We start from the raw sequence: 23,435 nt of genomic DNA on the forward strand, positions 1-23,435 counted from the left end.
TGCTGCGCAGGCATTTATTAACGCCTGCGCAGTGTCCTCTATCTAATTAACGGATAGGGTCTTCACCAACAGTAATTACTTTCAACGAGTTGGTGCCGCCTTGATGTCCGGTTGCATCGCCTTTGGTGATGATAAAAGAATCACCATTCTTGACCAGTCCACGCGATTTCAGTTTGTCAATGATGTAGCGATTAACATCAGCATTTGCCATTTTTTCATGCGTAAACGGAATTGGGAACACACCTCTATATAAGGTTACCCGTCCTAAAGTTTTCTCATGATTACTGAATGCAAAAATCGGTATGCCTGAGCTAATGCGTGACATCCATAGAGTAGTTGACCCAGTTTCGGTTAACGACGCTACGCCTGTTATATTGGTATGATTTGCCATATACATGGCTGACATTGCTATAGCTTCATCAATGTGACTAAAACTATCGGTCATACGGTGCTTTGACTTGATCACACTGGGTTGTTTCTCTGTTTCCATACAAATACGAACCATTGCTTCTACCACTCTAACTGGATGTTTACCAGAAGCGGTTTCGGCTGAGAGCATGATAGCATCAGTTCCATCGACAATAGCATTCGCGACATCGAATACCTCGGCACGGGTTGGAATTGAATTTTCAATCATTGATTCCATCATTTGTGTGGCAGTAATAACAGCTCGATTTAATTCTCTTGACCGTTTGATCAGTAATTTTTGAGCAGCAGGTAAATTGGCATCACCAATTTCTACGCCCAAATCACCACGTGCTACCATGATGGCATCTGAAGCCAAAATAATTTCGTCAATTACTTCCATGGCTTCTGCGCGTTCAACTTTTGCAACCAGTCCAGCATGGCAGCCTTCAGCCAAAAGCAGCGCCCGAGCTTCGTGCATATCTGCGGCTGTACGTGGAAAAGAGATTGCTACGTAATCAGCGTTAATAATGGCAATAGTTTTAATATCTTCCTTGTCTTTATCCGTTAATGCAGCGGCAGAAAGCCCACCACCAAGCAAATTAATGCCTTTGTTGTTGGATAAATCGCCGCCCACTACAACTGTACAGTTAACACGGGTATTATTTTCGACATTAACAACATCTAATACTACGCGACCATCATCAAGAAGTAAGCGGGTGCCTGGCTTTACTTCACGAGCCAAAGGTTCGTAGGTAATGCCAACTTGGGTATTATCACCCGCATCTTTGTCGAGATTGATGTCCAAGGCAAAGTTCTGACCTTCTTCCAGCCAGATTTTTTTATCCTTAAAGCGAGCTATGCGGATTTTAGGGCCTTGTAGATCAGCTAGAATGCCGACTCTACGCCCGGATAGTTTGCTGAGTTCTCTAACCCGGTTAGCGCGATCAATATGATCTTGTGCCGAGCCGTGTGAAAAATTCAGCCGTACTACATCAATGCCCGCTTCGAATAAGTCTTCAAGTACACCCGGCTTGTCAGTCGATGGTCCTAATGTAGCTAGGATCTTGGTTCTTCTAAGTTGCATGTAAACCCTTATTTGGCGTTAATTAAAGCAACAGTGGTATCAAGCATGCGGTTTGAGAAACCCCATTCATTGTCATACCAGGACAGTACTTTTACAAAGTTACCGCTGGTAACTTTAGTTAAAGAAGATTCGTAAATGGAAGAATGCGGATTGTGATTAAAGTCGATAGACACAAGTGGTTCGTCATTCACGGCTAAAATGCCTTTTAATGAGCCGTTTGCCGCTTCGCGTAAGATGCTATCAATTTCTTCTTTAGTGGTATTTCTGGAAGCTTGGAAAGATAAATCCACAACAGAAACATTGATAGTGGGTACGCGCATTGCAAAGCCATCTAATTTGCCTGCCATTTCTGGCAGAACTAGGCCAACAGCAGCGGCAGCGCCAGTTTTAGTAGGAATCATGGAATGCGTGGCCGAGCGGGCGCGACGTAAGTCACTGTGGTAAACGTCAGTTAAAACTTGATCATTTGTATAAGCATGTATGGTAGTCATTAAGCCGTGATCAACACCGATGGTGTCGATCAGAGGTTTAACCAGAGGCGCTAAACAGTTGGTCGTGCAAGAGGCATTTGAGATAACAGTGTCAGAAGCTTTCAATGTGTGATGGTTAACGCCGAAAACAATAGTAGCATCAACATCGTTACCACCTGGAGCAGAGATAATCACTTTTTTAGCGCCAGCTTGAATGTGGGCAGAAGCTTTGGCTTTGCTGGTAAAAAAACCAGTACATTCATGAACAACGTCAACACCTAATTCACCCCAAGGAAGTTTGGCGGGGTCTCTTTCTGCCAGTACACGGATTCTGTCGCCATTGACAACGATGTAGTCACCATCAACGCTTACGTCGAAAGGAAAACGTCCATGCGCTGTATCATATTTTGTTAAATGAGCATTGGTTTTGGAATCGCCTAAATCATTGATAGCTACCACTTGAAATTCATTAGTGCGACCTGATTCATACAATGCACGCAAGATATTGCGACCAATACGACCATAACCATTAATTGCAATTTTAATTGCCATAGAGTTTTCTCCAGAAAGAGTGTGAAAGACTTGGATTGATAGAAGCACAAATTAAGCCGATTGTAGCAAATCGTAGTAAGCAGCGTCTACCTTGACTCAAAGACAGTGGTATTTCTGTGAGGAGAAAAACGATTTTGCACGTTGATCAATCAGAGGGGCGGTTAGTGTGTATGGTGTTTTTCGCACCGACAAGGTGCATTTGCACCAATTTTAAACGTGTTTACGGTGTTGTTATCTGTAAGTGTTTGATTGTAAATAAAATAAATATAGGCATGATTTCTGCTTTTTAAAAAGAAACGGCTCCATAGTTAAATGAGTAAAAAAAAGCCGTTTATAAGGTTGTAGGCAACTTATTAAGTTGTTTAACCCGTTATTGCAGATTCGCTATGGAGCTAAATATTTTAAATGGCTTGTATTAAGTTAGGTGTATTACATGAATTTAGCTTATTTTCTATTAACAGCAGTTTTCTTTATATGGACCGGGATTTTGTTTTTTGGTAGTGTCTCATTACGGTTGTTGTGAGATTTTTAGGGCTGTAGTCTTGTAGGGTGGATGGTATAAATGGTAACGGTAAACTCTCACAATAAGGTTAATCCGTTTGGTGGAGTCTGTTGAGTGGTTTGCAGGTTGTTTTTAATTCTGAATATTTACTGGAGAGGTGCAACTGTCAAAATGAAAAAAATAGTTAATACTGTATGATTTTTTCAAAAACCAACTTTTTGCTAAACCAATCGCCTCGATACTGGTGGTTTTCTTAAAGTAGCTTACTTCTTTTATAGCCCCTCTACTTGGTAAGTAGAGGGGCTTAATGTCAATCCCCATTTTTCCTCTATTAGTCTATTTAGGTTTAAATATCAATACTACCTATGTGAGCGTAGTCATAGGCTAAATATTATTTACGAGTATCTGATGATACGGATAAGAGTGTTCGTGGATTAAAATAAAGTAAATTCCAATAGTAAGCTACGCCTGTATTTGTTTTTCAAAATCCAGATTGCTGGACAAAGAAGCCATGCCAAACAGTAGGGTGGAAATGATGAATTCCCCTGACATAAATCCAAAGATACCGGTGATAAATGAGAAGCCGATAAAAATATCTCTATATAAGTTTTTTGATTTTTCCATGTTAATTACCTTGACTTTAGAGTCGAATATTAATGATGGTTTAACTATATAGTATTTTAAAAAAATTACAATAATGCATGTTATGCATGGTTTGTTTCTTATTAAGAAACAATGTAATGATGGTGGCGCTTTTGTCTGATTGTAGAAAATTACAAGGTAGTTGAATTTATTGACAAGGCCATTCTTTTAGCAAGGCTTTATAGACTAATTTATCGACGCTTAGATGCTTTAAGTCAGGATTGCTGTGTAGATAGTCGTACACCACCATTTTTAGTTTTAATGCACTAATACCTTCTGGATAACAAACCAGCGGAGGATTTATGCTGGATAACATATCCAGTATTCCCATTAGATAACCCTTTGCCATTCCGCCTTGGTAGGTTTCTACACCACGCAAGTCATTATCAAGCCATTGATACAGGTCTGTGCTTGAAAAGAATACGGCAGAAACAGGAGTAGAAAATACAATTAAAAAAGCTAGGCAGAGTTTTTTCATAAAAGAAGATGTTTGAAAATAAGCGAATGTAATACACACAAGGCGCAAAGTGTGCCTGTTTCGGTATTAAGGTTAAAGGGTGCTTAAAAAATTTTTGTATTTCTAATTTATAATAGTTAAGCACTGATTAGGCAACAGGTTTTATTTTTAAATCCAAAGTGCCGATTGTCAGTATCATTGTGAATGTGTATCCTGTCGAGCTATGCAAATACATCTCATCTCCGTTGGAAATCGTATGCCGGATTGGGTTCAGCAAGGCTATAATGAATACGCCAAAAGGCTGCCCAGGGAATGCGAACTCGTATTAAAAGAAATTGCTCCTGATAAACGTCGCAGTGGTGATATTGATCGTATCACTAAGGAAGAAGGTGAGCGCATGATTGCTGCCTTGCCGAACAGGGTCCATATAGTAACCCTGGATATTCCCGGTAAACCATGGACAACTCAAGATGTGTCTTTATCCTTACAACGCTGGCTTGGGAATGGTTCTCCTGTAGCCTTAATGGTGGGCGGGCCAGAAGGTTTGTCGCAACAAGTTAAAGAATTAGCCAACGAATCATGGAGTTTATCTCCCCTGACTTTTCCGCATCCTTTAGTTAGAGTGATCGTAGCGGAACAAATTTACCGAGCCTGGAGTCTGTTAAACAAACATCCGTATCATCGGTAAAATTTGCAGATTTAATTTTTGTATCAAGTATGGTTACAATCACCGCATTGTTAAGAGATGCGCTAAACTGTCTAATATTAATATTTTCGATTCATAGTTTTAATGTCTGCACAAATTATACTTGCTTCTGCTTCGCCACGTCGTAGTGAATTACTTAAACAGATTGGTATTTCCCATCAAATCCAGGTGGTTGATATTGATGAAACGCCGTTGCTTGGAGAGTTACCATTAAGATATGTCCAAAGGGTTGCTGCAGAGAAATCCGCTGCTTGTCTGGCTGTAATGAATCAAAAATTACCCATATTGTCTGCGGATACCAGTGTCGTTTGCGACGGTATGATTTTGGGGAAGCCGGATAATGAGCAACATGCTGTTGAATTATTAAGCAGATTATCGGGGCGTACTCATCAGGTGTATAGCGCTATTTCTTTGCGAGGAAATCAGCACTGGCAGGCTGTCAGTATTAGCGAAGTTAGATTTCGGATGCTGAGTCAGGATGAAATTATTGCTTATTGTCATACAGGTGAGCCGCTTGATAAGGCGGGTGCCTATGCAATACAGGGTCTGGCCAGCATTTTTATTGAATCGATTACTGGCAGTTTTTCCGGCGTGATGGGCTTACCGTTATTTGAAACCGCGCAACTATTAGCCCAACAAGGGATCGAAGTAATCACATGAGTGAAGAAATTTTAATTAATATTACCCCGCCTGAAACCCGTGTTGCATTGATCGAAAATGGGGTTTTGCAGGAACTGATTATCGAGCGAGTAAGACAGAAAGGATTGGTTGGTAATATCTATAAGGGTGAAGTGTGTCGAGTATTGCCTGGTATGCAGGCCGCTTTTGTAGATATTGGCCTTGATAAAGCAGCATTTCTGCATTTGTCAGACTTTAATAGTCAAGAATTAGCGATGGGTTCTGACAATATTGAACATTACTTGAAAGAGGGACAAAATCTTGTCGTTCAAGTCACCAAAGATCCGCTCGGGAATAAAGGTGCGCGATTAACCACTGATATTTCGATTCCTTCCCGGTATCAGGTTTATATGCCTTATGCAAATAATTCAGGAGTATCGCAACGTATTGAGTGTGATGAGCAGCGTGTACGCTTAAGGGTTTGTATTGAGAACTATTTGCAAAAAAACGCCGTAACAGGTGGTTTCATTGCGCGTACTGCAGCTGAATGTGTTGAAGAAGTCATTCTGCATTCTGATATGAGGTTTTTGCATAAATTATGGGAATCTATCCTTGAGAAAAGTTTATCTGCAAAGGTTAAAACCCTAATTCACGAAGATTTACCGCTAAGTATTCGTACACTTCGCGACTTATACAAAGAGGGCATTGAAAAGGTACGTATTGATTCTCGCGAAACTTTTCTACGCTTAGTTGAGTTTGCAGAAACCTTTGTTCCAGAAATGGTAGCCATTATTGAACATTATTCCGGGGAAAGACCTTTATTTGATATTTATAATGTCGAAGATGAAATCAGCAAGGCTTTGGACCGGAAAGTGAAGCTGAAATCCGGTGGTCATCTGGTCTTTGATCAAACCGAATCCATGACAACGGTAGATGTTAATACCGGTGGCTATGTGGGTGGGCGTAATCTTGAAGAAACTATTTTTAAAACTAATCTGGAAGCAGCGCAAACCATATCTAGACAGCTACGGCTACGAAATCTGGGCGGCATCATTATTATCGATTTTATCGATATGCAGAGTAATGAACACAAAAAACAAGTATTGACTGCACTACAGCGCACGCTGGATAAGGATCATGCTAAAACTAAAATTACAGAAGTTTCGGCATTGGGTTTAGTCGAAATGACGCGTAAGCGAACCCGTGAAAGTCTTGAGCATATTTTATGTGAGCCTTGCTCGACTTGCGGTGGACGTGGAGTATTGAAGACTCCTGAATCTATTTGTCTGGAGGTATTTAGAGAAATCATTCGCGTTGTAAGGCAGTACAATGTGAAACAGATTATGGTTTTGGCCTCTGAACAGGTTGTTGAAATGTTGCTGGATGAAGAAGCCGATATGTTGGCTGAATTGGAAGTGTTTCTAGGGGTAGGGATAAAAATTAGAGCAGAAGCCGAATACAGCCAGGAACATTACGATGTGGTTTTATTGTAGGCAAGTATTTTGGTAATTCTTCACCTTTCGCGGGTTGCGCGATATCTGTTGTTGGGTGGCTTAATTCTCTTAGCTTTAATAACAAGCTTTGTGCGATTTTTTTTGTCAGATATTAGTGAATTTAAAGCTGAACTGGAGCAAAAAATTAGGGAAACAACGCATATTACATTGCACATTGGTAAATTACGTGCATCTGTTAGCTATTTTACGCCTAGTGTTATGTTGCAAGATATTGAAGTTGAAAAGGATAATTCGGCTACTCAACCCGCAATAGAGTTAAAAGAAATTGTGGTGAGTATCAATTTACTGCAATTACTAAGCACCGCAGATATATTAAACGCCAGTTCTTTTTCTTTGATTGGTGCCAAGCTGAAGCTGGTCCGTTATCAAGATGGCAATATTGCCATTGCAGGTATCAAAAGTAGTGATAGCAAACCCGATTGGCTGATGCAGGCTAAAAAATATCAGCTCCTGCACAGTGATATTAGTTGGGAAGATTTAAAAAATCACCAAGAGACAGTCATTTTTCATAATGTCGATGTGTTGCTAAAAAATGATCAGCAACAGCATGAGATTCACGCCTTGACCACTTTGCCAGAACAGTTTGGCAAGTCCCTACGTATTTCAGCATTACTTACCGGTAACATTTTTGATGTGCAACAGCTGGATGGCCAGATATATATTGAAGGCAAGGGGCTACAAGGCCCAGCATGGGGTGAAAGTAATGTTGTGCAAGATTTTAAACTTCAATCTGGATCAGGCGATATCAGGGTGTGGAGTGATTGGAATAAGGGTAGTGCATATCGAATAGCAGCTTATTTCCAGGCACAACAATTCAATCTGGCTAATTCGGCTGGCAAAATATTGAAACTGGATGCACTGCAAGGACATCTAAGTTGGTTAAACAACGAAACAGGTTGGCGCTTAAGTGCATATGATCTGGATATTGTCGCCGATCAACAACATTGGACCGATGGTGAGTTTTATTTTCATAAAGACCTGCAAAGTAATCTTGCCATGGTGATCAAGAAATTGAATTTAGCCGCACTAGCCCATGTTACCCCTCTATTTATATCGGAAGATAAACAGCTAGATCAATGGCTGCAACTTAATCCTAGTGGTTGGCTGAGTAACTTTTCTGTTTATGTACAAGCTGATTTTCAGCAATTTGCTTTACAAGGCAGTTTCAGTGATTTAGGTAATGCAAGTGTTAATAGCATTCCACACATTCAAGGTTTGAGTGGCTATATTAAAGGCACCAATACCTGGGGGCGTATCAATTTAGTCAGCGATAAGGTATCAATCGATACACCAGACTTATTCAGGAATCCGCTCGTTAATAATGTAATTAATGGTAGTATAGATTGGCAGCAATTTGCCGACAGTTGGTTGTTAACTAGCCGAGAGTTACAGATCAATAGTCCTGACTTTCAGACTGAGTTTGATTTTGATCTGACACTGCCGAAGCTTAAAAATGCACCAAAACTGAATTTGCTAATGAGTTTTAGCGATTTTACGGATATCAGCAAAATCTCAACTTATCTACCTGCAAAAGCAATGGGTAAGGATGCCGTTAACTGGTTAGATCAGGCATTCGTCTCTGGGCAAATCAATCAAGGCGAGGTGATCATTCAGGGTGATTTGAGTGAATTTCCTTTTGAAAATGGCCGTGGTCGTTTTGATGCCTTGTTTACTATTGAAAATGCCGAAATTCAATATAATCCTCAGTGGCCAATGCTACAGGAAATTAATGCAGATATTCATTTTAGTGAAGGTGATTTGCAAGTTGCCATTCAGCATGGTGTTAGTAAAAACGTGGATATCAGTCAGGCCTTAATTAATATTCCAGCTTTAAAAACCAGTAAAAATGTACAAGTAAAAGGTGTTTTACAAAGTCAGATTCAGGATGCGCTTATATTTTTGCAACAAACACCATTACGCTCAAGGGCTGAGCCTTTACTCAAAACATTGAGTTTTGATGGTAATACGCAAATAGATCTAGATTTAAACCTGCCATATTACGAAACCGACCCATTGTGGGTGAATGTCGTTTCTCATTTGAATAATGCCCATGCCTTGGTTAAACCGACCAATTTGAAGTTTAGTAATATCAAAGGTAATATCAATTTTAGTGCAGATCGGGTTAATAGCCAGAGTCTTACCGCCAGCACTCTGGGCTACCCAGTTCTGGCAGTATTAAATAGCGATACTAGTGCAGCGCATTTGAAAATGGCAGGTTCAACTGATATGGCAAATTTGCGGCGGCAATTTAGCTTTCTGAATAACGACATGACGGCTGGCTCACTAAGCTATCAGGCTGATTTAAGTTTTCCATATGCTATAAGTCAACCCAGTTCGCTACAGATTATTAGTAATTTGCAAGGTTTTCAGATTATTGGGCAGGACTATCTGGCAAAGAAAGCAGAAGAACAGCGTCTGTTAAAACTTAATTTTTTATTCGATAGTAAAACTTTTCTGCCTTTGCAGATACAGTATGGTGATAGGCTAAATGCTGCATTATTAATTGATACACAGCAAAGTCATTTGTTTGCGGCACATGTAATTTTGGGTAATGAGGTAGCAAATTTACCTCAAAATGCAGGTTTGTTTGTAGAAATAAAACAGCCTGAATTCAAGTTGTCTGATGCAATGGATGCGTTGAACGAGCATGATGACCGATGGCCGCCACTGCGTGAGTTTCTATTGGAAACCCAGAACATGCAGTGGCAAGGACAGAATTTGGGCGCAATGGAATGCCATTTTCAGCACCACGATCAGGTATGGCAAGGCACTATCAATAATGTCATGGCAAAAGGTAACTTAAGTATTCCAGATCAATATGCCGGAAACGAACCGATTAAACTGGATATGGATGTTCTTAATTTGTCGAGTATGAGTGCGTTTAATATTAATGCGGCACAGCAAGTCTTTTCAATTCTGCCTCTGATAGATATTGATAGCCGGCAAGTGCTGTGGCGCTCGGTAAATCTGGGTAAACTGAAACTACAAACGGAGCGATTGAACAACGGTACGCACTTCAAGAAAATTTCGTTTACTGGAGCCGATAAAGACATAGATTTCACCGCGGATTGGATCAAGCAAGTGCATGGTACTTCTACACTGCTTAATGGCAGTTTGAAAGTGAATAATTTTGGCCAGTTTCTGTCAGATTTGGGCTACAGTGATGACTTTAAGGAAACACGAGCGGAGCTTAGTTTTACGGGCGGCTGGAATGATGATCCGCAGCAGTTTTCACTTGATAAACTGAATGGACAGTTACAGGTAAAGCTTTATGATGGTCGTATTTCCAGCATAGAACCAGGATTTGGGCGTTTACTTGGGTTAATCTCTATGGAGCAATGGGCTAAGCGATTAAGTCTGGATTTCAGTGATATTTATCGGCAGGGTTTAGCTTTTGACAAAATTTCTGGCGATTTTAAAATTACCAATGGTATTGCGTATACAGACAATTTGTTGATTGATGCTGTCTCTGCCAAAATGCGTATGGTCGGAACTGCAGATCTGGTTAAAAAATTTGTGCAGCAGCGAGTTGTGGTGGTTCCCAAGAGTTCTGATGCCTTGCCTATTGCTGGTACAATTGTAGATAGTATTGCGACCATTATTACTTCCGCAGTGATCAACGATTATAAAGAAGGATATTTTTTTGGTTCCGAATATAAAGTTGCGGGGCAATGGGGTAATATTGAAGTGACTCCGCTAAAGGAAAATGATGGTTTGCTAAACAAAACATGGCATGGGTTGACTGATTTTGATTGGCTGAAAAAATAATTTGACCTAGCCGTTTACACTGAATAGCGATTATTTGAACGAATAATTTTCAAATTAGTAAAAAAGAGATTGAATATGACAATATGTGCAGCCATCCAGATGGCTTCAGGTCCACAAGTAAGTGCCAATTTGCTCGAAGCAGATAAATTGATCGCAGAAGCTGCAAAAGCGGGGTCTAAATTAGTAGCCTTACCTGAAAATTTTGCAATTATGGGTATGAAAGAACAGGATAAAGTCAAGGTACGTGAGCCGGATGGTATTGGTCCTATTCAAGATTTTTTAGCAGCTACAGCCAAAAAACATAATGTTTGGTTGATAGGGGGCACTATTCCGCTAGTGGCTGAGCAAAGTGGCAAAGTGCGTGCTGCTTGTCCAGTGTATAACGAATTGGGCCAACGAGTTGCACGTTACGATAAGGTTCATCTGTTTGATGTTAGTGTTCCTGATACCAGTGAAGAATATCGTGAATCAGATTCTGTAGAGGCGGGTAATGACATTTGTGTGCTGGACACCCCCTTTGGTCGGCTTGGCATTGCTGTCTGCTACGATTTGCGGTTTCCAGAGTTTTTTCGTTTAATGAATAAAGACCATCAAAACATTGATATTTTAGTTATCCCTTCAGCATTTACCGCCAAAACCGGAGCTGCGCATTGGGAGGTGTTGTTACGCGCCAGAGCTATTGAAAATCAGTGTTATGTCATTGCACCTAATCAAGGTGGTTTTCATAGAAATGGTCGTCAAACCTATGGTCACAGTATGATCGTAGATCCATGGGGGGTAGTGTTGGATTGTTATAAAACGGGTTCTGGTTTTGTATCAGCAGAGATTGATGGGCATCGTCTGGAAAAAACGCGTACTTCGTTTCCGGTTTTACAACACCGCCGTTTTTTTTGCGAGTAAATTGATGTATAAACAGTTTTTATATAGTTTGCCTTGGTTTTTATTAGTGGCCTGTAGCAGCGCCGGGCCTGATAAATATAAAGATACCAAAAATCTGGAATTTCCTCCGACATTGGCTATCGAACACAGTGCTAATCAGTCTAGTTATTCTTCTAGTAATTCAAAATTGCCAGATTTTCCACCAGTTAAGAATAAGGACGAAGAAAAGTCTGATGATACCCAGAAAGAAGACAGTACAGATAAAGTTGCTGAAAAAGCTGTCAGTAAACCAACCGATAAACCCGTTAACGCTGATTTGGCACGATTGGTTTTACTGATTGGCAGTGAGAAAAAACCTATTGTGGAACTGAAAACCGGCTTTGAAAGAGCTTGGATTCTGGTAGGAGATGCTTTAAGTGCTGCTGATATTGAAGTTGCCAATACTGACTATGATGCTGGCGTATTTCGAGTGCGTTATGTTGCGCAAGGTGAAGGTAAGGGGCGGGGTTTAATCAATTCGGTAACATCGTTTTTTAGCGACGAATTTAAGGACACTGAATATACCTTAACCGTGGATAAAGACAAAAAAATAACCGATGTGCACGTTGATAAAGTGGTCAGTGCTGATAGCGGCAAGGACACTTTTAATAACGATGATTCTGCTGCCCTAATGAAATTAGTGCATAAAACTATTATCGCCAATTTGGAAAAGTGAGTGCTAGTAGAAACAAGGAAAATTGCTGGATTTTTGACGATTAAAGCGCAAGACAAAATAGTTTGAGTAATATCTTTGTTGTTACTGGCATTACCAGCATGGTATGCCAATTTTTAATTCCATCAGTTAATAACTAAATATGAGTATAAAATCAGATAAATGGATTCGACGCATGGCGGCAGAGCGCGGCATGATAGAACCTTTTCAGGCTGGGCAGGTTCGTGAATCCCCTCAGGGGCGGATAATCTCCTATGGAACGTCCAGCTATGGGTATGACGTACGCTGTTCTAACGAATTTAAAATATTCACTAATATTAATTCCACCATAGTCGATCCCAAAGACTTTGATGAAGCCAGTTTCGTAGATGTAAAATCAGATGTTTGTATCATTCCTCCAAACTCGTTTGCGCTAGCCCGTACAGTAGAGTTTTTTCGTATTCCTCGCGAAGTACTGGTGATTTGTCTCGGTAAATCAACTTATGCTCGCTGTGGCATCATTGTCAACGTAACGCCTTTAGAACCCGAATGGGAAGGGCATGTAACTCTGGAATTTTCTAATACTACACCACTGCCTGCCAAAATTTATGCCAATGAGGGTGTGGCGCAAATGTTGTTTTTTGGCGGAGATGAAGTCTGTGAAACCTCTTATCTGGATAGAGGTGGCAAATATCAGGGGCAGACAGGAGTAACTTTACCTAAAGCCTAGTTTTTTTCATTAACTGATCACTCCTAACATGACGATAACCAACCAAGTCGATACCTTAAACCGTTATTATCAAGATGTGCAGAATATTATTCTAAGTCGACAGGATTGGATCAGTGGCTTGTTACCAGCCAGTACGGCGGTTAATAGTCATGGTAATTACACTGATGCCTGGGTTAGAGATAATGTGTATAGCATTCTACCTGCTTGGGGATTGGCATTGGCCTATCGCAAATGCCCTGATCAGGTAGACCGGACTTATATTCTTGAGCAAAGCGTCGTTAAATTGATGCGAGGCTTATTGATTGCGATGATGCGGCAAGCTGCTAAAGTTGAAAAATTTAAACACACCCAGGACCCGCTGGATGCACTGCATGCCAAGTACAATACTCAAACTGGCATGGTGGTGGTTGCAGATAATGAATGGGGGCATTTACAATTGGACGCCACCTCTTTGTTTTTGTTGATGCTGGCGCAAATGACTGCTTCCGGTTTGCGTATTGTGTTTAGTATTGATGAAGTCAATTTTGTACAGAATTTGGTGCATTATATTAGCCGTGCTTATCGAACCCCGGATTATGGGATTTGGGAGCGTGGTAATAAAATGAATCACGGCATTGCCGAATTGAATGCTAGCTCTATTGGCATGGCAAAAGCGGCATTAGAAGCGATGCAAGGCTGTAATCTGTTTGGTAAAAAGGCCGGACAGACCGCTGTTATTCATGTGGTTAGTGATGATATTGCGCGTACCCGTATTACCTTAGAATCGTTATTGCCCAGAGAATCCATTTCCAAAGAAGTCGACTCAGCATTGTTAAGTATCACGGGTTTTCCTGCATTTGCAGTGGATGATCCATCGTTAAGGCTTAAAACTGAAGCATTAATTGTTGACAAATTACAAGGTCGTTACGGTTGTAAACGCTTTTTACTGGATGGTCATCAAACCGTTCTGGAAGATCAGCAACGTTTGCATTATGAACCGCATGAGTTAAAGCAGTTTATGGGGGTTGAATGTGAATGGCCGTTATTTTTCTGTTATTTACTACTCAATCATCTGTTTGCTGGAAATCAGGATGCTGCACAGGATTATCGCCGTCGCTTGCAAAATCTGCTGGTGGAACAAAATGGCCAATATTTGGTACCTGAGCTTTATGTCGTTCCGGCAGAAGCAGTCGCAGCAGAAAAACAGCATCCACATAGTCAGGATCGTATAGCCAATGAGAATGTGCCTTTGGTTTGGGCGCAAAGCCTGTTGATTTTAAGTGATTTATTGAATGACGGCTTAATAACAGCGGATGATATTGATCCACTGGGTCGTTACAAAGCGGTAAAACAGCAAAGCGGCGTTGCGGTGCAAATCGCTTTGTTTGCTGAAGATGAAGCAGTGCAAGGCATTTTGCAAGACTATAATATTCCTTCGCAAACACCTGCAGAAATTGCACCCATTCAAGTGCGAGATGCCAGTCAGTTAGCTGCTGCATATACGCAGGTTGGCCGTAATGATCGTATTGGGCTGAGCGGGCGTCCGTTAAGACAATTACGCACTCTTGCCACTTCACGCCTCTATTTGTTGGCCGGAGAATCCCTGATTTTTCTGCCACAGTTCATGAATCAAAAAGGCTTTTATATCGCTATGGATAATCGCCTATTGATTCAGCGTTTACGTATGGAGTTAACCTATATCAGTCGACATTGGGATAGTACGCAACCTCCCTTGCTGGTTATCCATATTAAACATAATATGCTAGACAGTGCCGACCGTCAGGTATTGCTGGACTTTATTGCACAATTACAGCAGGGGGGGCAAGCTGGGGTTAGCGTAAACCTGGGCTTGTTGACACAATTTGTACAAAACTCCAGTCGCGAAAAAATTGATTATCTGCATGATTTTAAATTTCCTGAGGAAACTTGGGAAGAGAGTGAGCGTCCTTTTGCTAGTGCCTTGCCAGTTAACGACTTTTCGCCAGAAGCCATTAATAGTTTTGAGTTGACCAGTTGGGAAATTGGTGACGATGCAAGTCTGATTAGCCAATTGCACCTTAACGCCAATTTATATGCACAATTGGAAGCGTTAAGTCTGTTAAGTCAGCGTCATGGTTTAGATTTTGAAACGGGTTTAAAAACTAACGATGGATACAACTGTCGGGTGCGTGATGTGTTGGAAGAAGTTTATGCGCGTGCTGGGGATTTACACTTATGGCAGATTGTTAGACGTTGTGCTGGTTTACTAAATAAATACGATATTAATCTGGAACATGCGGCTACCGAAATTTTAGTTCGTCAACACGGACTGACAGTTGGACATGCTTATAGCGGTAAGGCTACCTTACGCCGCCCCGCCGATTCTTCAGAAATTTTGCAAACCATACGTGCTTATAATAGTAACGATACCAGTTTGCATATCATCATTCAGGAACTGATAATCCATTTAGGCATGGTAATCAAATTACATCCAGAATTATTAGCCGATATGCACACTATCCGCGTTGGTCATATTCTGCAATTGATTATTGCCCGCCAGAAACGTCAGACGGGTAGTGCTTTGGACAGGGCTTTTAATGAGGTGTTAGCATTAGCGCCTTATCAACTCGCCGAGTTATTGCAAGAAACGTTGCAAGATTACAGCAGTAGTAAAACCCAGTTGGGAGACGTTGAGTCATTGCATTATGGATGCGAGCAACGGCAACTTCATACGGCACGCTTTCCTAACAGTATGAACCCCAAAGATAGAGGTGAAGCCGAAGACTGGTACGAATGGAGAGAACAACAGGGCAGTGTCGGGCGGGAAAACGAAGCCTTTTATACGGGTGTCTGGACTTTGCTACAGCATTGCCAAGGTTTGATCATCGGCGAGAAAATAAATAGTAAACACCGCATAGACAGTGACGAAACGCTGTCACAAATGACGCCTGGAGAACAAACCTTTAAATTGTATGTTAATCATCTGCTGAATAAAATACAGGCTCCTGTTTTTCGTCAATTAACGGTAGAAACTTTGCGTGCTTTAGCCTTAATTTTTCAAGACAATCCAGCACTACGTATTGACGACAGTATATTTACGGATATTCTGATTGGTCATGCTGTACGTATATACTGGTTACAGCTCTATCCTGAACATCGGGAGCGCTATGAAAACTATGTCTCTATGGCTTGGCAGGCTTTTTACCAATTACCTCCGCATGCGGTGGCAAATGGTATTTTAGATGCCTTGATTTATCTCCTTGATCTCAACAAAGCACCCGCACAGGTAAGCGTATGATTTTAGCAGGCGACATCGGTGGAACGAAAACAGTTCTGGCCTTAATCAATCATCACCCAGACACCGGTGTGGAATGTGTGCATGAACAAACTTTTGCCAGTGGCGATTTTCACGATTTTGACGATTTACTAAGCCAATTTTTAGCGCATAAACCCACTATTAGTGCAGCTTGCTTTGGCGTTGCCGGGCCAGTTATTAACCAACGTTGCCAAACTACCAATCTACCTTGGATACTGGATGCAGAGCAACTTAAAATTACGCTGGGTACACAACGGGTAAAACTGCTTAACGATCTGGAGGCCATGGCCTTAGGCATGTTACATTTGCAGGAGCACGAATTTATCGAGCTTAATCCAGATGCGCAAACCCAAACCGGCAATATAGCTGTTATTGCTGCTGGCACCGGTTTGGGCGAAGCCCTTTTGTATTGGGATGGTCAGCGCTATCAACCTCTTGCTACCGAAGGTGGGCATTGTTCATTTGCACCACAAAATCAACAACAAGATAAACTGTTAAGCTTTTTACGCGATAAGTTTCCAGAGCATGTTAGTTGCGAAAGAATATTGTCAGGTATTGGTTTCAGTCATCTGTATGACTTTTTAGTGGCCAGTCAGTTTGGCAAGCCTTGTCCGATTGTACCCAGTATTGGTGATCCTGATCGCAGTGCAGTTATATCCCGCCTTGGAATTGCGGGTGAAGATGAAGTTTGTAGCGAAGTAGTCAGGTTGTTTGTGGAACTTTACGGCGCAGAAGCCGGAAATCTGGCGCTGAAGTCGTTCGCTACTGGTGGAGTGTTTATCGGTGGTGGTATAGGTCCTAAAATTAGGAGTGCTATGGAAGCCGGTGGTTTTATACAAGGCTTTATCGCCAAAGGCCGTTTTCAGAAAGTGTTGGATAAAGTCTCGGTAAAACTGGCTTTAAATTCCAGAACACCTTTAATGGGGGCTATGTATTATTTTGTGGATTAATAGGGTTCTGAAACTGTAATTACTCAGCGTAGGATGGGTTTAATAGAATTATAAAGTTTCTAAAGTCTCTGTGCGCATCGAAACCCACCGAGGGCATCAGTAAACTGCCGAGTTGCCTAACACTTTCGGGTGTCCGATAGTTCGCTGAGTAGTTACCTGAAACTTATTGCTAAGTGGTCAACCAAAGTGCTATCATTTGAGCTACATTTAAAAAATATGTAGCTATCTTGTAAAGCATCATCCCTGCATAATTGAGTGCATCAAATTGTGGCAGTGTAACTTGAAAGCATTTGCGGTGTAGATTGAACATCCAGTCATGCGCATAGGTAAAAATCAAAAACCAACTGCTGACAAATGCTAGATTAAATACTAGGCAATAGAGCAACAAGGTTTTAAGTAATTCCAATGTCATAAGTTCATCTGCTTGATGTTGTTGAGTGGTAAAAAATTGGGTAACACCTTCACGGGGTTCAATCGCATGCCCGGTGGTGTGGCTCGGGGTGACGGGCGTCACCCCGAGCCGATCCCGGTTTTATTCGTTGAATATGGCAAACCTAAAGTATGTTTGTCAACGCCATTATTATTAATTGTAAGGTGTAGTTATAGCGAATTGGTAAGCGAGTTTTGCTGTAACGTAATCTGATCAGCCTTTGCAAACCGTAAACAAATACCAAACAAACTCTCCCAGCAATTCCCCTTTAATTGACCTTTTATTTGCTGGTCGGCAATGGCACTTAATTTTAGTATGCTTTGTAAATCATTAGATTTAAGTCTGCTCAACGCCTGCTGAACTAACGCTTTACGTTTGTCCCAAACTTGAAACTTTTTAAACACCGCATCTGTTTGATTGCCTTGTTTTAATTCCATTTTGATATTAAACAGGGTTCTGGCTTCGCGACTTAAAGCCCAGAGTATGATGGGGGCGGCGATGCCTTCGGCTCTTAGATTATTAAGAATGTTAATGGCGCGATTCAGATTCCCTGCCAGTAGGACGTCATTTAAGCCAAATACATCGAATCTTGCGCTGTCGGCCACTTCATCCTCTACCATGGCGCTGTTTATGCGCGTTTTGCCATGCAGAATATACAGTTTCTCTATCTCTTGGGCAGCAGCTAACAGATTGCCTTCAATTCTCGCTGCCAAGCATTTTAATGCGTCGCCATCCATTTGCATGCCGCGCCGTTCCGCGCGTGATTGCAACCATTGCAGTAATTGTATGCCTTGCAGCGGCCAAACCTGAACAAAAATGCCAATTTTATCTATGGCTTGGAACCATTGGCTTTTTTGGGAATTGCTATCCAGTTTTCCTGTAGTGATCAGTAATAAGGTATCTGGGGCTGGGTTTTGGCAGTAACTGATCAAGGCTTTGCTGCCCTCATTGCCGGGTTTGGAGGAGGGTAACCTTAAGTCGATCAGTTTTTTATCAGAAAAAATGGATAAGGAACTGGCTTCGTCTGTCAGTTGTTGCCATTCGTTACCGCTATCAATACTGATCACTTCTCGAGTGTTGTAACCAGCATGTTTGGCGGCCAGACGAATTTCATCAGCAGATTCTCCCAGTTGCAGGGGTTCGTCTCCGCTGATTAAATAAACCGGGGCTAACGATTTTTGCAGGTTAGCCCTTAGTTGTTCACCACTAATGCGCATCTATTTTCTTGGGGTTCTCTACAGCAATGCCGGCGCGTCCCATTAATAATCGCGCCGCCTGTTTGTAGATTTCTGCCCGAATCATCTGTTCTTCGCTCGATTTAGCTAACACTGCCGTTTGGTCGTTGAAGTATTCTCTGGATAATTCCATAGTTTGTTCATCCATAATGGGTTCGTCTTTATTGTTAAAAAACTGAAACCGCATATACAGATTTACTTCTGATTCAGTAGATTTACCGGTGCTACCTATCGATACCACGCGGTTTTTCATCTCTTCTTTCAGAATCTTGATAACGATACCCGCATCAGCCAATGTAGGTGCTAATTTGGCGTTAGATGCTCTCAGTAGAGAAGCCATCTCAGTTTGTAAGCCGCTAGAAGCGTTGGCTACATATACGTTTTTCAAAGATTCAGGTATCTGAATTGAACCGCGTAAGTGATAGCCACAGCCACTCAATAATAACAAACTGTAAATCAAGACTGTTCTGACTGCCTGATTCATGCAACATTCCCCGTTAATGCAGTTTTAAACAACGATATTTACCAGTTTTTCTGGCACCACAATCAGCTTTTTGATTGGTTTGCCCTCAATGTAACGTTGAACATGTTCATCGACTAGTACCTGGGTTTCGATATCCTGCTTAGACGCATTCAAAGCTACGCAGATTTTGCCTCTGAGTTTGCCATTCACCTGGATAACCATCTCTATCGAGTCTTGTTGTAATGCGGATGCATCAAACACTGGCCAGGCGGCTGTGACAATATCACTACTGTGTCCCAAATGCTCCCACAAAGCCTGACTGATATGTGGAATTATTGGTGCCAGCATTAAAACAACCGTTTCAAGAGCTTCCTGACGAACGGTACGCCCGACATCGCTGTCGTCATCAAATTTACCCAAAGTATTCAACAGTTCCATATTAGCGGCAATGGCGGTATTAAAGGTATGCCGGCGTCCCATATCATCGGTTACTTTTTGCAAGGTATGATGTATTTGTCTACGCAAGCCTTTTTGTAAGTCGGTTAAACTCGATGTGTCTAACGCTTTAGTAGATAAACCACTTTCAACATGCAAATGTGTTTGTCTCCACAGACGTTTCAGAAAGCGGGATGCTCCTTCCACGCCAGCATCGTTCCATTCCAACGATTGATCTGGAGGAGAGGTAAACATGGTATACAAGCGTACGGTATCTGCACCGTATTTATCAATTAATACCTGAGGATCAACGCCATTGTTTTTTGACTTTGACATTTTTTCCACAGCGCCCACCGTAACTGCGGAACCATCACTCATTAATTTAGCGGCGATAATTTTACCTTTGCTATCGCGTTCAACGTCAATTTGGGTGAGATTAAAATAATGTTTATGACCGTGATCATCCAACTGATAAAAGGTTTCTGCAACCACCATACCTTGAGTTAGCAGGTTTTTAAAGGGTTCGTCACAAACTAATAAGCCTTCGTCACGTAATAGCTTGGTATAAAACCGGGCATAGAGCAGATGCAAAATCGCGTGTTCAATACCGCCAATATAATAATCAACCGGTAACCAATAATTTGCACGGAAATCCAGCATAGCCATATCAGCATTTTGGCAGGCATAACGCGCAAAATACCAGGATGATTCCATAAAAGTATCGAAAGTATCCGTTTCACGCTGCGCTGGTTTTCCGCACTCTGGACAAGGGGTGTGGCGGAAAGTGGGATGGGCAGCCAACGGTGATTGTGATCCATCTAGAACTACATCACGCGGTAAAATAATCGGTAATTGTGCGTCGGGTACCGGCACCGTGCCGCAGTCTTCGCAGTAAATAATCGGTATGGGAGCGCCCCAGTAACGTTGGCGTGACACACCCCAATCACGTAGCCTGAAGTTGGTTTTGCGTTTGCCTTTACCCTGGCTGGTAAGTTTTTCCGCTATGGCGGAAAAAGCTTCAGCCGAGCTTAAACCATTAAATTCACCAGAATTATACAAAATACCTTTATCAGTAAATGCTTGTTCAGTTATTTTGTCGTCAGAGTCATTAGCTGCCTGAATAACAGGTTTTATAGCGATGTTGTATTTTTGCGCAAATTCATAATCGCGTTGATCGTGAGCAGGAACAGACATCACTGCGCCAGTACCATAGTTCATCAATACAAAGTTGGCAATCCATACTGGCACTGCTTCGCCTGAAAGGGGGTGCGTAGCTTGAATGCCAGAATAAATGCCGCGCTTTTCCATGGTTTCCATGGCCGCTTCTGATGTTTCCATCAACTTGCAACTCTCCAGAAATTCAGAAATTGCTGTATTCGCTTCGGCTGCTTTTATGGCTAAGGGATGTTCTGCGGCAATCGCCAAATAGGTTACGCCCATTACTGTATCTGGTCGGGTAGTGTAAATGTGGATTGTGGCTGTGCTGTCTTGCACCGCAAAATCCATTTCCACACCTTCAGATCGGCCTATCCAGTTGGCTTGCATGGTGCGAACCTGTTCCGGCCAACCTGGTAAGCTTTCCAGGGAACTGAGTAATTCATCGGCATAAGCGGTAATTTTTAAAAACCACTGCGATATTTCTTTTTTCTCAACCTGTGTGTCACAGCGCCAGCAGCAGCCATCAATTACTTGTTCATTGGCAAGAACGGTTTGATCGTGCGGACACCAGTTAACCGGGGCGGTTTTCTTATAAACCAAGCCTTTTTTTAATAAACGGATAAAAAACCATTGTTCCCAGCGGTAGTAATTGGGGTCACAGGTGGCTAGTTCACGTTGCCAGTCATAACCAAAGCCCAAGCGTTTTAATTGCTCACGCATATAGCTGATATTGCTGTGCGTCCAGTCGGCAGGATGTACTTTATTAAGCATAGCTGCGTTTTCAGCGGGTAAACCAAACGCATCCCAACCCATAGGTTGCAAAACATGTTTACCTTGCATGCGCTGAAAGCGACTGATGACATCGCCTATCGTATAATTACGCACATGGCCCATATGTAGCTTGCCGCTCGGATATGGAAACATGGAAAGACAATAGTATTTTTCTTTACCGGTATCTTCTTTGGCGGTAAAAACACCAGAAGATTCCCAATCGGCTTGCACCTGTTGCTCTATTGCCTGTGGTTTGTATTGCTCTTCCATCCTATTCGTCTTTTATTGTAAAAAAGCAGTAGAATACCTTACCAGCGCTTAAATCTAAAGTGTGAATTGATATGGAGAAACTATGAGCGAAAACAAATTGATCAAAGCATATGATGATCTGATGGGTCATCTCTATGAAGCGATGGATGATACCTTGCATAGTGTTGCTGATGCATTGGAAATTGCTAAAGAAAAATCGGCTAGGCTAGGCATACATTCGCAGGAAGAAATTAATAAAATTGCAGACTTTGTGATGCGTGATGTAGAGCATGCCGCCGTCACCTCACCAAATAGCAATAACGATTCGCTTAGCGATTGGTTAAAGTTTGATATACATCTGATTGAAAATTTTGCGCTAACTGCATTTTTGGATATTGCTGATAAAACTCGTGTAAAACTGGCTGCTCTGGAAATGGATGCCAAACAATATCATCCCTATCAAAGTGGAGATATTGCAAGTCCCGGTACTTTTTCCTGTGATCATTGCGAGAAACAAATATCGTTTAAATCCACCAGTGTGATCCCAGTCTGTCCGGTCTGTGGTACCAATAGTTTTAGTCGTTGTTGATATTGTAACTATTAACCTTATAATGGACGCTCTTAACTTTTCAGTTTATCGAGGGCGATTATGCGCAGGGTGATTTTTAATCAAAAAGGCGGCGTTGGTAAATCCACTATTACTTGTAATTTAGCCGCTATTAGTGCGGTACAAGGTAAAAAAACGCTAGTAATTGATCTTGATATTCAAGGTAATTCTACTCAGTATTTGCTGGGTGCCAAAGTTAGCGATGCGGATAAAACCATTGCGCACTTTTTTAAAGATAATCTGGGTATAGGTCTATTTGGTGGTGGAAAGGAAGGATTGGAAAGTGCCATCCATGAAACACCTTTCCCCAATTTGTTTGTGATTCCTTCTCATCCAGAATTGGAAGCCTTGCAAAGCAGGCTTGAATCACGTTATAAAATTTTTAAGTTAAAAGAAGCTCTGGAAAAGTTAACTGGTTTTGATCAAATTTATATTGATACGCCACCCGTACTCAACTTCTACAGCCAATCAGCCCTAATTGCGGCTGAAAAATGTCTCATACCTTTTGATTGCGATACGTTTGCACGTGAAGCACTATATACATTAATGCGCGCCATCGCTGAAGTCAAAGCAGATCATAATCAAAATCTTGAAATCGAAGGAATTGTCGTTAATCAGTATCAAAAGCAGGCTAATCTGCCACGCCAGTTGGTTGAAGAATTAATTGCCGAAGGATTGCCGGTTTTGGAAGCAAAAATTTCTTCTTCAGTTAAAGTCAGAGAGTCTCATTCTGATTCTCAGCCATTAATTCACTATGCACCTACACACAAGTTGACTGAAGAATATTTGGCCCTGCATCTGGAAATTCATAGTTAAGGTGTGAAAGTTTTAATTAAAATCTA

At 41.6% G+C, this 23,435-nt stretch carries 19 protein-coding genes; 11 read left to right on the forward strand and 8 right to left on the reverse strand.

Annotated features, from left to right (window positions below; genetic code table 11):
* Positions 1-46: 46 nt before the first annotated feature.
* The 4 genes from pyk to ABH008_RS05610 form a co-directional block, all read right to left on the reverse strand.
* Complete coding sequence (gene pyk, locus ABH008_RS05595) at positions 47-1,492, reverse strand: pyruvate kinase (protein WP_347988868.1); 1,446 nt, start codon at positions 1,490-1,492, stop codon at positions 47-49.
* An 8-nt stretch (positions 1,493-1,500) separates the two neighbouring features.
* Complete coding sequence (gene gap, locus ABH008_RS05600; protein ID WP_347988869.1) at positions 1,501-2,514, reverse strand: type I glyceraldehyde-3-phosphate dehydrogenase; 1,014 nt, start codon at positions 2,512-2,514, stop codon at positions 1,501-1,503.
* A 964-nt stretch (positions 2,515-3,478) separates the two neighbouring features.
* The gene (locus ABH008_RS05605) at positions 3,479-3,640 is read right to left on the reverse strand and encodes a hypothetical protein (RefSeq protein ID WP_347988870.1); all 162 of its coding nucleotides are present in this window, start codon (positions 3,638-3,640) and stop codon (positions 3,479-3,481) included.
* A gap of 166 nt (positions 3,641-3,806) precedes the next feature.
* Positions 3,807-4,136: a Rap1a/Tai family immunity protein gene (locus tag ABH008_RS05610; RefSeq protein ID WP_347988871.1), complete on the reverse strand. Its 330-nt coding sequence runs from the start codon at positions 4,134-4,136 to the stop codon at positions 3,807-3,809.
* A gap of 202 nt (positions 4,137-4,338) precedes the next feature.
* On the opposite strand from ABH008_RS05610, the gene rlmH reads away from it, so the two are divergent.
* The 9 genes from rlmH (at position 4,339) to glk (ending at position 17,245) form a co-directional block, all read left to right on the forward strand.
* Complete coding sequence (rlmH, locus tag ABH008_RS05615; protein ID WP_347988872.1) at positions 4,339-4,803, forward strand: 23S rRNA (pseudouridine(1915)-N(3))-methyltransferase RlmH; 465 nt, start codon at positions 4,339-4,341, stop codon at positions 4,801-4,803.
* A 102-nt stretch (positions 4,804-4,905) separates the two neighbouring features.
* A complete protein-coding gene (locus ABH008_RS05620) occupies positions 4,906-5,481 on the forward strand; it encodes a nucleoside triphosphate pyrophosphatase (RefSeq protein WP_347988873.1) in 576 nt (191 codons plus the stop codon).
* Positions 5,478-6,932 carry a ribonuclease G gene (gene rng / locus ABH008_RS05625; RefSeq protein WP_347988874.1) on the forward strand — a complete coding sequence of 485 codons (1,455 nt, stop codon included), beginning with the start codon at positions 5,478-5,480 and terminating at the stop codon, positions 6,930-6,932. The genes ABH008_RS05620 and rng overlap by 4 nt, the downstream gene beginning before the upstream one ends.
* 9 nt (positions 6,933-6,941) lie before the next feature.
* Entirely contained in the window at positions 6,942-10,721 is a 3,780-nt protein-coding gene (locus ABH008_RS05630; RefSeq protein ID WP_347988875.1) for a YhdP family protein, read from the forward strand.
* 75 nt (positions 10,722-10,796) lie between these two features.
* Positions 10,797-11,621, forward strand: a complete 825-nt coding sequence (locus tag ABH008_RS05635; RefSeq protein ID WP_347988876.1) for a carbon-nitrogen hydrolase family protein — start codon at positions 10,797-10,799, stop codon at positions 11,619-11,621.
* 4 nt (positions 11,622-11,625) lie between these two features.
* Positions 11,626-12,315, forward strand: a complete 690-nt coding sequence (gene bamC, locus ABH008_RS05640; RefSeq protein WP_347988877.1) for an outer membrane protein assembly factor BamC — start codon at positions 11,626-11,628, stop codon at positions 12,313-12,315.
* Between the two features lie 139 nt (positions 12,316-12,454).
* Positions 12,455-13,021, forward strand: a complete 567-nt coding sequence (dcd, locus tag ABH008_RS05645) for a dCTP deaminase (RefSeq protein ID WP_347988878.1) — start codon at positions 12,455-12,457, stop codon at positions 13,019-13,021.
* Between the two features lie 28 nt (positions 13,022-13,049).
* Complete coding sequence (locus tag ABH008_RS05650; RefSeq protein WP_347988879.1) at positions 13,050-16,277, forward strand: glycoside hydrolase family 15 protein; 3,228 nt, start codon at positions 13,050-13,052, stop codon at positions 16,275-16,277.
* On the forward strand, positions 16,274-17,245 hold the full coding sequence (gene glk, locus ABH008_RS05655) for a glucokinase (RefSeq protein WP_347988880.1): 972 nt from the start codon (positions 16,274-16,276) through the stop codon (positions 17,243-17,245). The genes ABH008_RS05650 and glk overlap by 4 nt, the downstream gene beginning before the upstream one ends.
* A gap of 169 nt (positions 17,246-17,414) precedes the next feature.
* On the opposite strand, the gene ABH008_RS05660 is transcribed toward glk, so the two are convergent.
* The 4 genes from ABH008_RS05660 to leuS all read right to left on the reverse strand — a co-directional run bounded on the left by ABH008_RS05660 (position 17,415) and on the right by leuS (position 22,007).
* A complete protein-coding gene (locus tag ABH008_RS05660; RefSeq protein WP_347988881.1) occupies positions 17,415-17,759 on the reverse strand; it encodes a DUF6868 family protein in 345 nt (114 codons plus the stop codon).
* Between the two features lie 86 nt (positions 17,760-17,845).
* Positions 17,846-18,892 (reverse strand): DNA polymerase III subunit delta, encoded by a 1,047-nt coding sequence (holA, locus tag ABH008_RS05665; protein ID WP_347988882.1) that lies wholly within the window; start codon positions 18,890-18,892, stop codon positions 17,846-17,848.
* Entirely contained in the window at positions 18,882-19,394 is a 513-nt protein-coding gene (gene lptE / locus ABH008_RS05670; RefSeq protein WP_347988883.1) for an LPS assembly lipoprotein LptE, read from the reverse strand. Before lptE ends, holA begins: the two co-directional genes overlap by 11 nt.
* Positions 19,395-19,418: 24 nt before the next feature.
* Complete coding sequence (leuS, locus tag ABH008_RS05675) at positions 19,419-22,007, reverse strand: leucine--tRNA ligase (RefSeq protein ID WP_347988884.1); 2,589 nt, start codon at positions 22,005-22,007, stop codon at positions 19,419-19,421.
* An 82-nt stretch (positions 22,008-22,089) separates the two neighbouring features.
* On the opposite strand from leuS, the gene ABH008_RS05680 reads away from it, so the two are divergent.
* On the forward strand, positions 22,090-22,575 hold the full coding sequence (locus tag ABH008_RS05680; protein WP_347988885.1) for a zinc ribbon-containing protein: 486 nt from the start codon (positions 22,090-22,092) through the stop codon (positions 22,573-22,575).
* A 60-nt stretch (positions 22,576-22,635) separates the two neighbouring features.
* Positions 22,636-23,409, forward strand: a complete 774-nt coding sequence (locus ABH008_RS05685) for a ParA family protein (RefSeq protein WP_347988886.1) — start codon at positions 22,636-22,638, stop codon at positions 23,407-23,409.
* The last annotated feature ends 26 nt before the right edge of the window (positions 23,410-23,435 follow it).

The sequence above is a fragment of the Methylomonas sp. AM2-LC genome (assembly GCF_039904985.1).
In the GTDB taxonomy this organism is placed as follows: Bacteria; Pseudomonadota; Gammaproteobacteria; order Methylococcales; family Methylomonadaceae; genus Methylomonas.

Bases quoted from the DNA above. Each gene is read 5' to 3' on its own strand.
- pyk (WP_347988868.1), bottom strand. From the start codon at position 1,492: ATGCAACTTAGAAGAACCAAGATCCTAGCTACATTAGGACCATCGACT.
- gap (WP_347988869.1), bottom strand. From the start codon at position 2,514: ATGGCAATTAAAATTGCAATTAATGGTTATGGTCGTATTGGTCGCAAT.
- ABH008_RS05605 (WP_347988870.1), bottom strand. From the start codon at position 3,640: ATGGAAAAATCAAAAAACTTATATAGAGATATTTTTATCGGCTTCTCA.
- ABH008_RS05610 (WP_347988871.1), bottom strand. From the start codon at position 4,136: ATGAAAAAACTCTGCCTAGCTTTTTTAATTGTATTTTCTACTCCTGTT.
- rlmH (WP_347988872.1), top strand. From the start codon at position 4,339: ATGCAAATACATCTCATCTCCGTTGGAAATCGTATGCCGGATTGGGTT.
- ABH008_RS05620 (WP_347988873.1), top strand. From the start codon at position 4,906: ATGTCTGCACAAATTATACTTGCTTCTGCTTCGCCACGTCGTAGTGAA.
- rng (WP_347988874.1), top strand. From the start codon at position 5,478: ATGAGTGAAGAAATTTTAATTAATATTACCCCGCCTGAAACCCGTGTT.
- ABH008_RS05635 (WP_347988876.1), top strand. From the start codon at position 10,797: ATGACAATATGTGCAGCCATCCAGATGGCTTCAGGTCCACAAGTAAGT.
- bamC (WP_347988877.1), top strand. From the start codon at position 11,626: ATGTATAAACAGTTTTTATATAGTTTGCCTTGGTTTTTATTAGTGGCC.
- dcd (WP_347988878.1), top strand. From the start codon at position 12,455: ATGAGTATAAAATCAGATAAATGGATTCGACGCATGGCGGCAGAGCGC.
- ABH008_RS05650 (WP_347988879.1), top strand. From the start codon at position 13,050: ATGACGATAACCAACCAAGTCGATACCTTAAACCGTTATTATCAAGAT.
- glk (WP_347988880.1), top strand. From the start codon at position 16,274: ATGATTTTAGCAGGCGACATCGGTGGAACGAAAACAGTTCTGGCCTTA.
- holA (WP_347988882.1), bottom strand. From the start codon at position 18,892: ATGCGCATTAGTGGTGAACAACTAAGGGCTAACCTGCAAAAATCGTTA.
- lptE (WP_347988883.1), bottom strand. From the start codon at position 19,394: ATGAATCAGGCAGTCAGAACAGTCTTGATTTACAGTTTGTTATTATTG.
- leuS (WP_347988884.1), bottom strand. From the start codon at position 22,007: ATGGAAGAGCAATACAAACCACAGGCAATAGAGCAACAGGTGCAAGCC.
- ABH008_RS05680 (WP_347988885.1), top strand. From the start codon at position 22,090: ATGAGCGAAAACAAATTGATCAAAGCATATGATGATCTGATGGGTCAT.
- ABH008_RS05685 (WP_347988886.1), top strand. From the start codon at position 22,636: ATGCGCAGGGTGATTTTTAATCAAAAAGGCGGCGTTGGTAAATCCACT.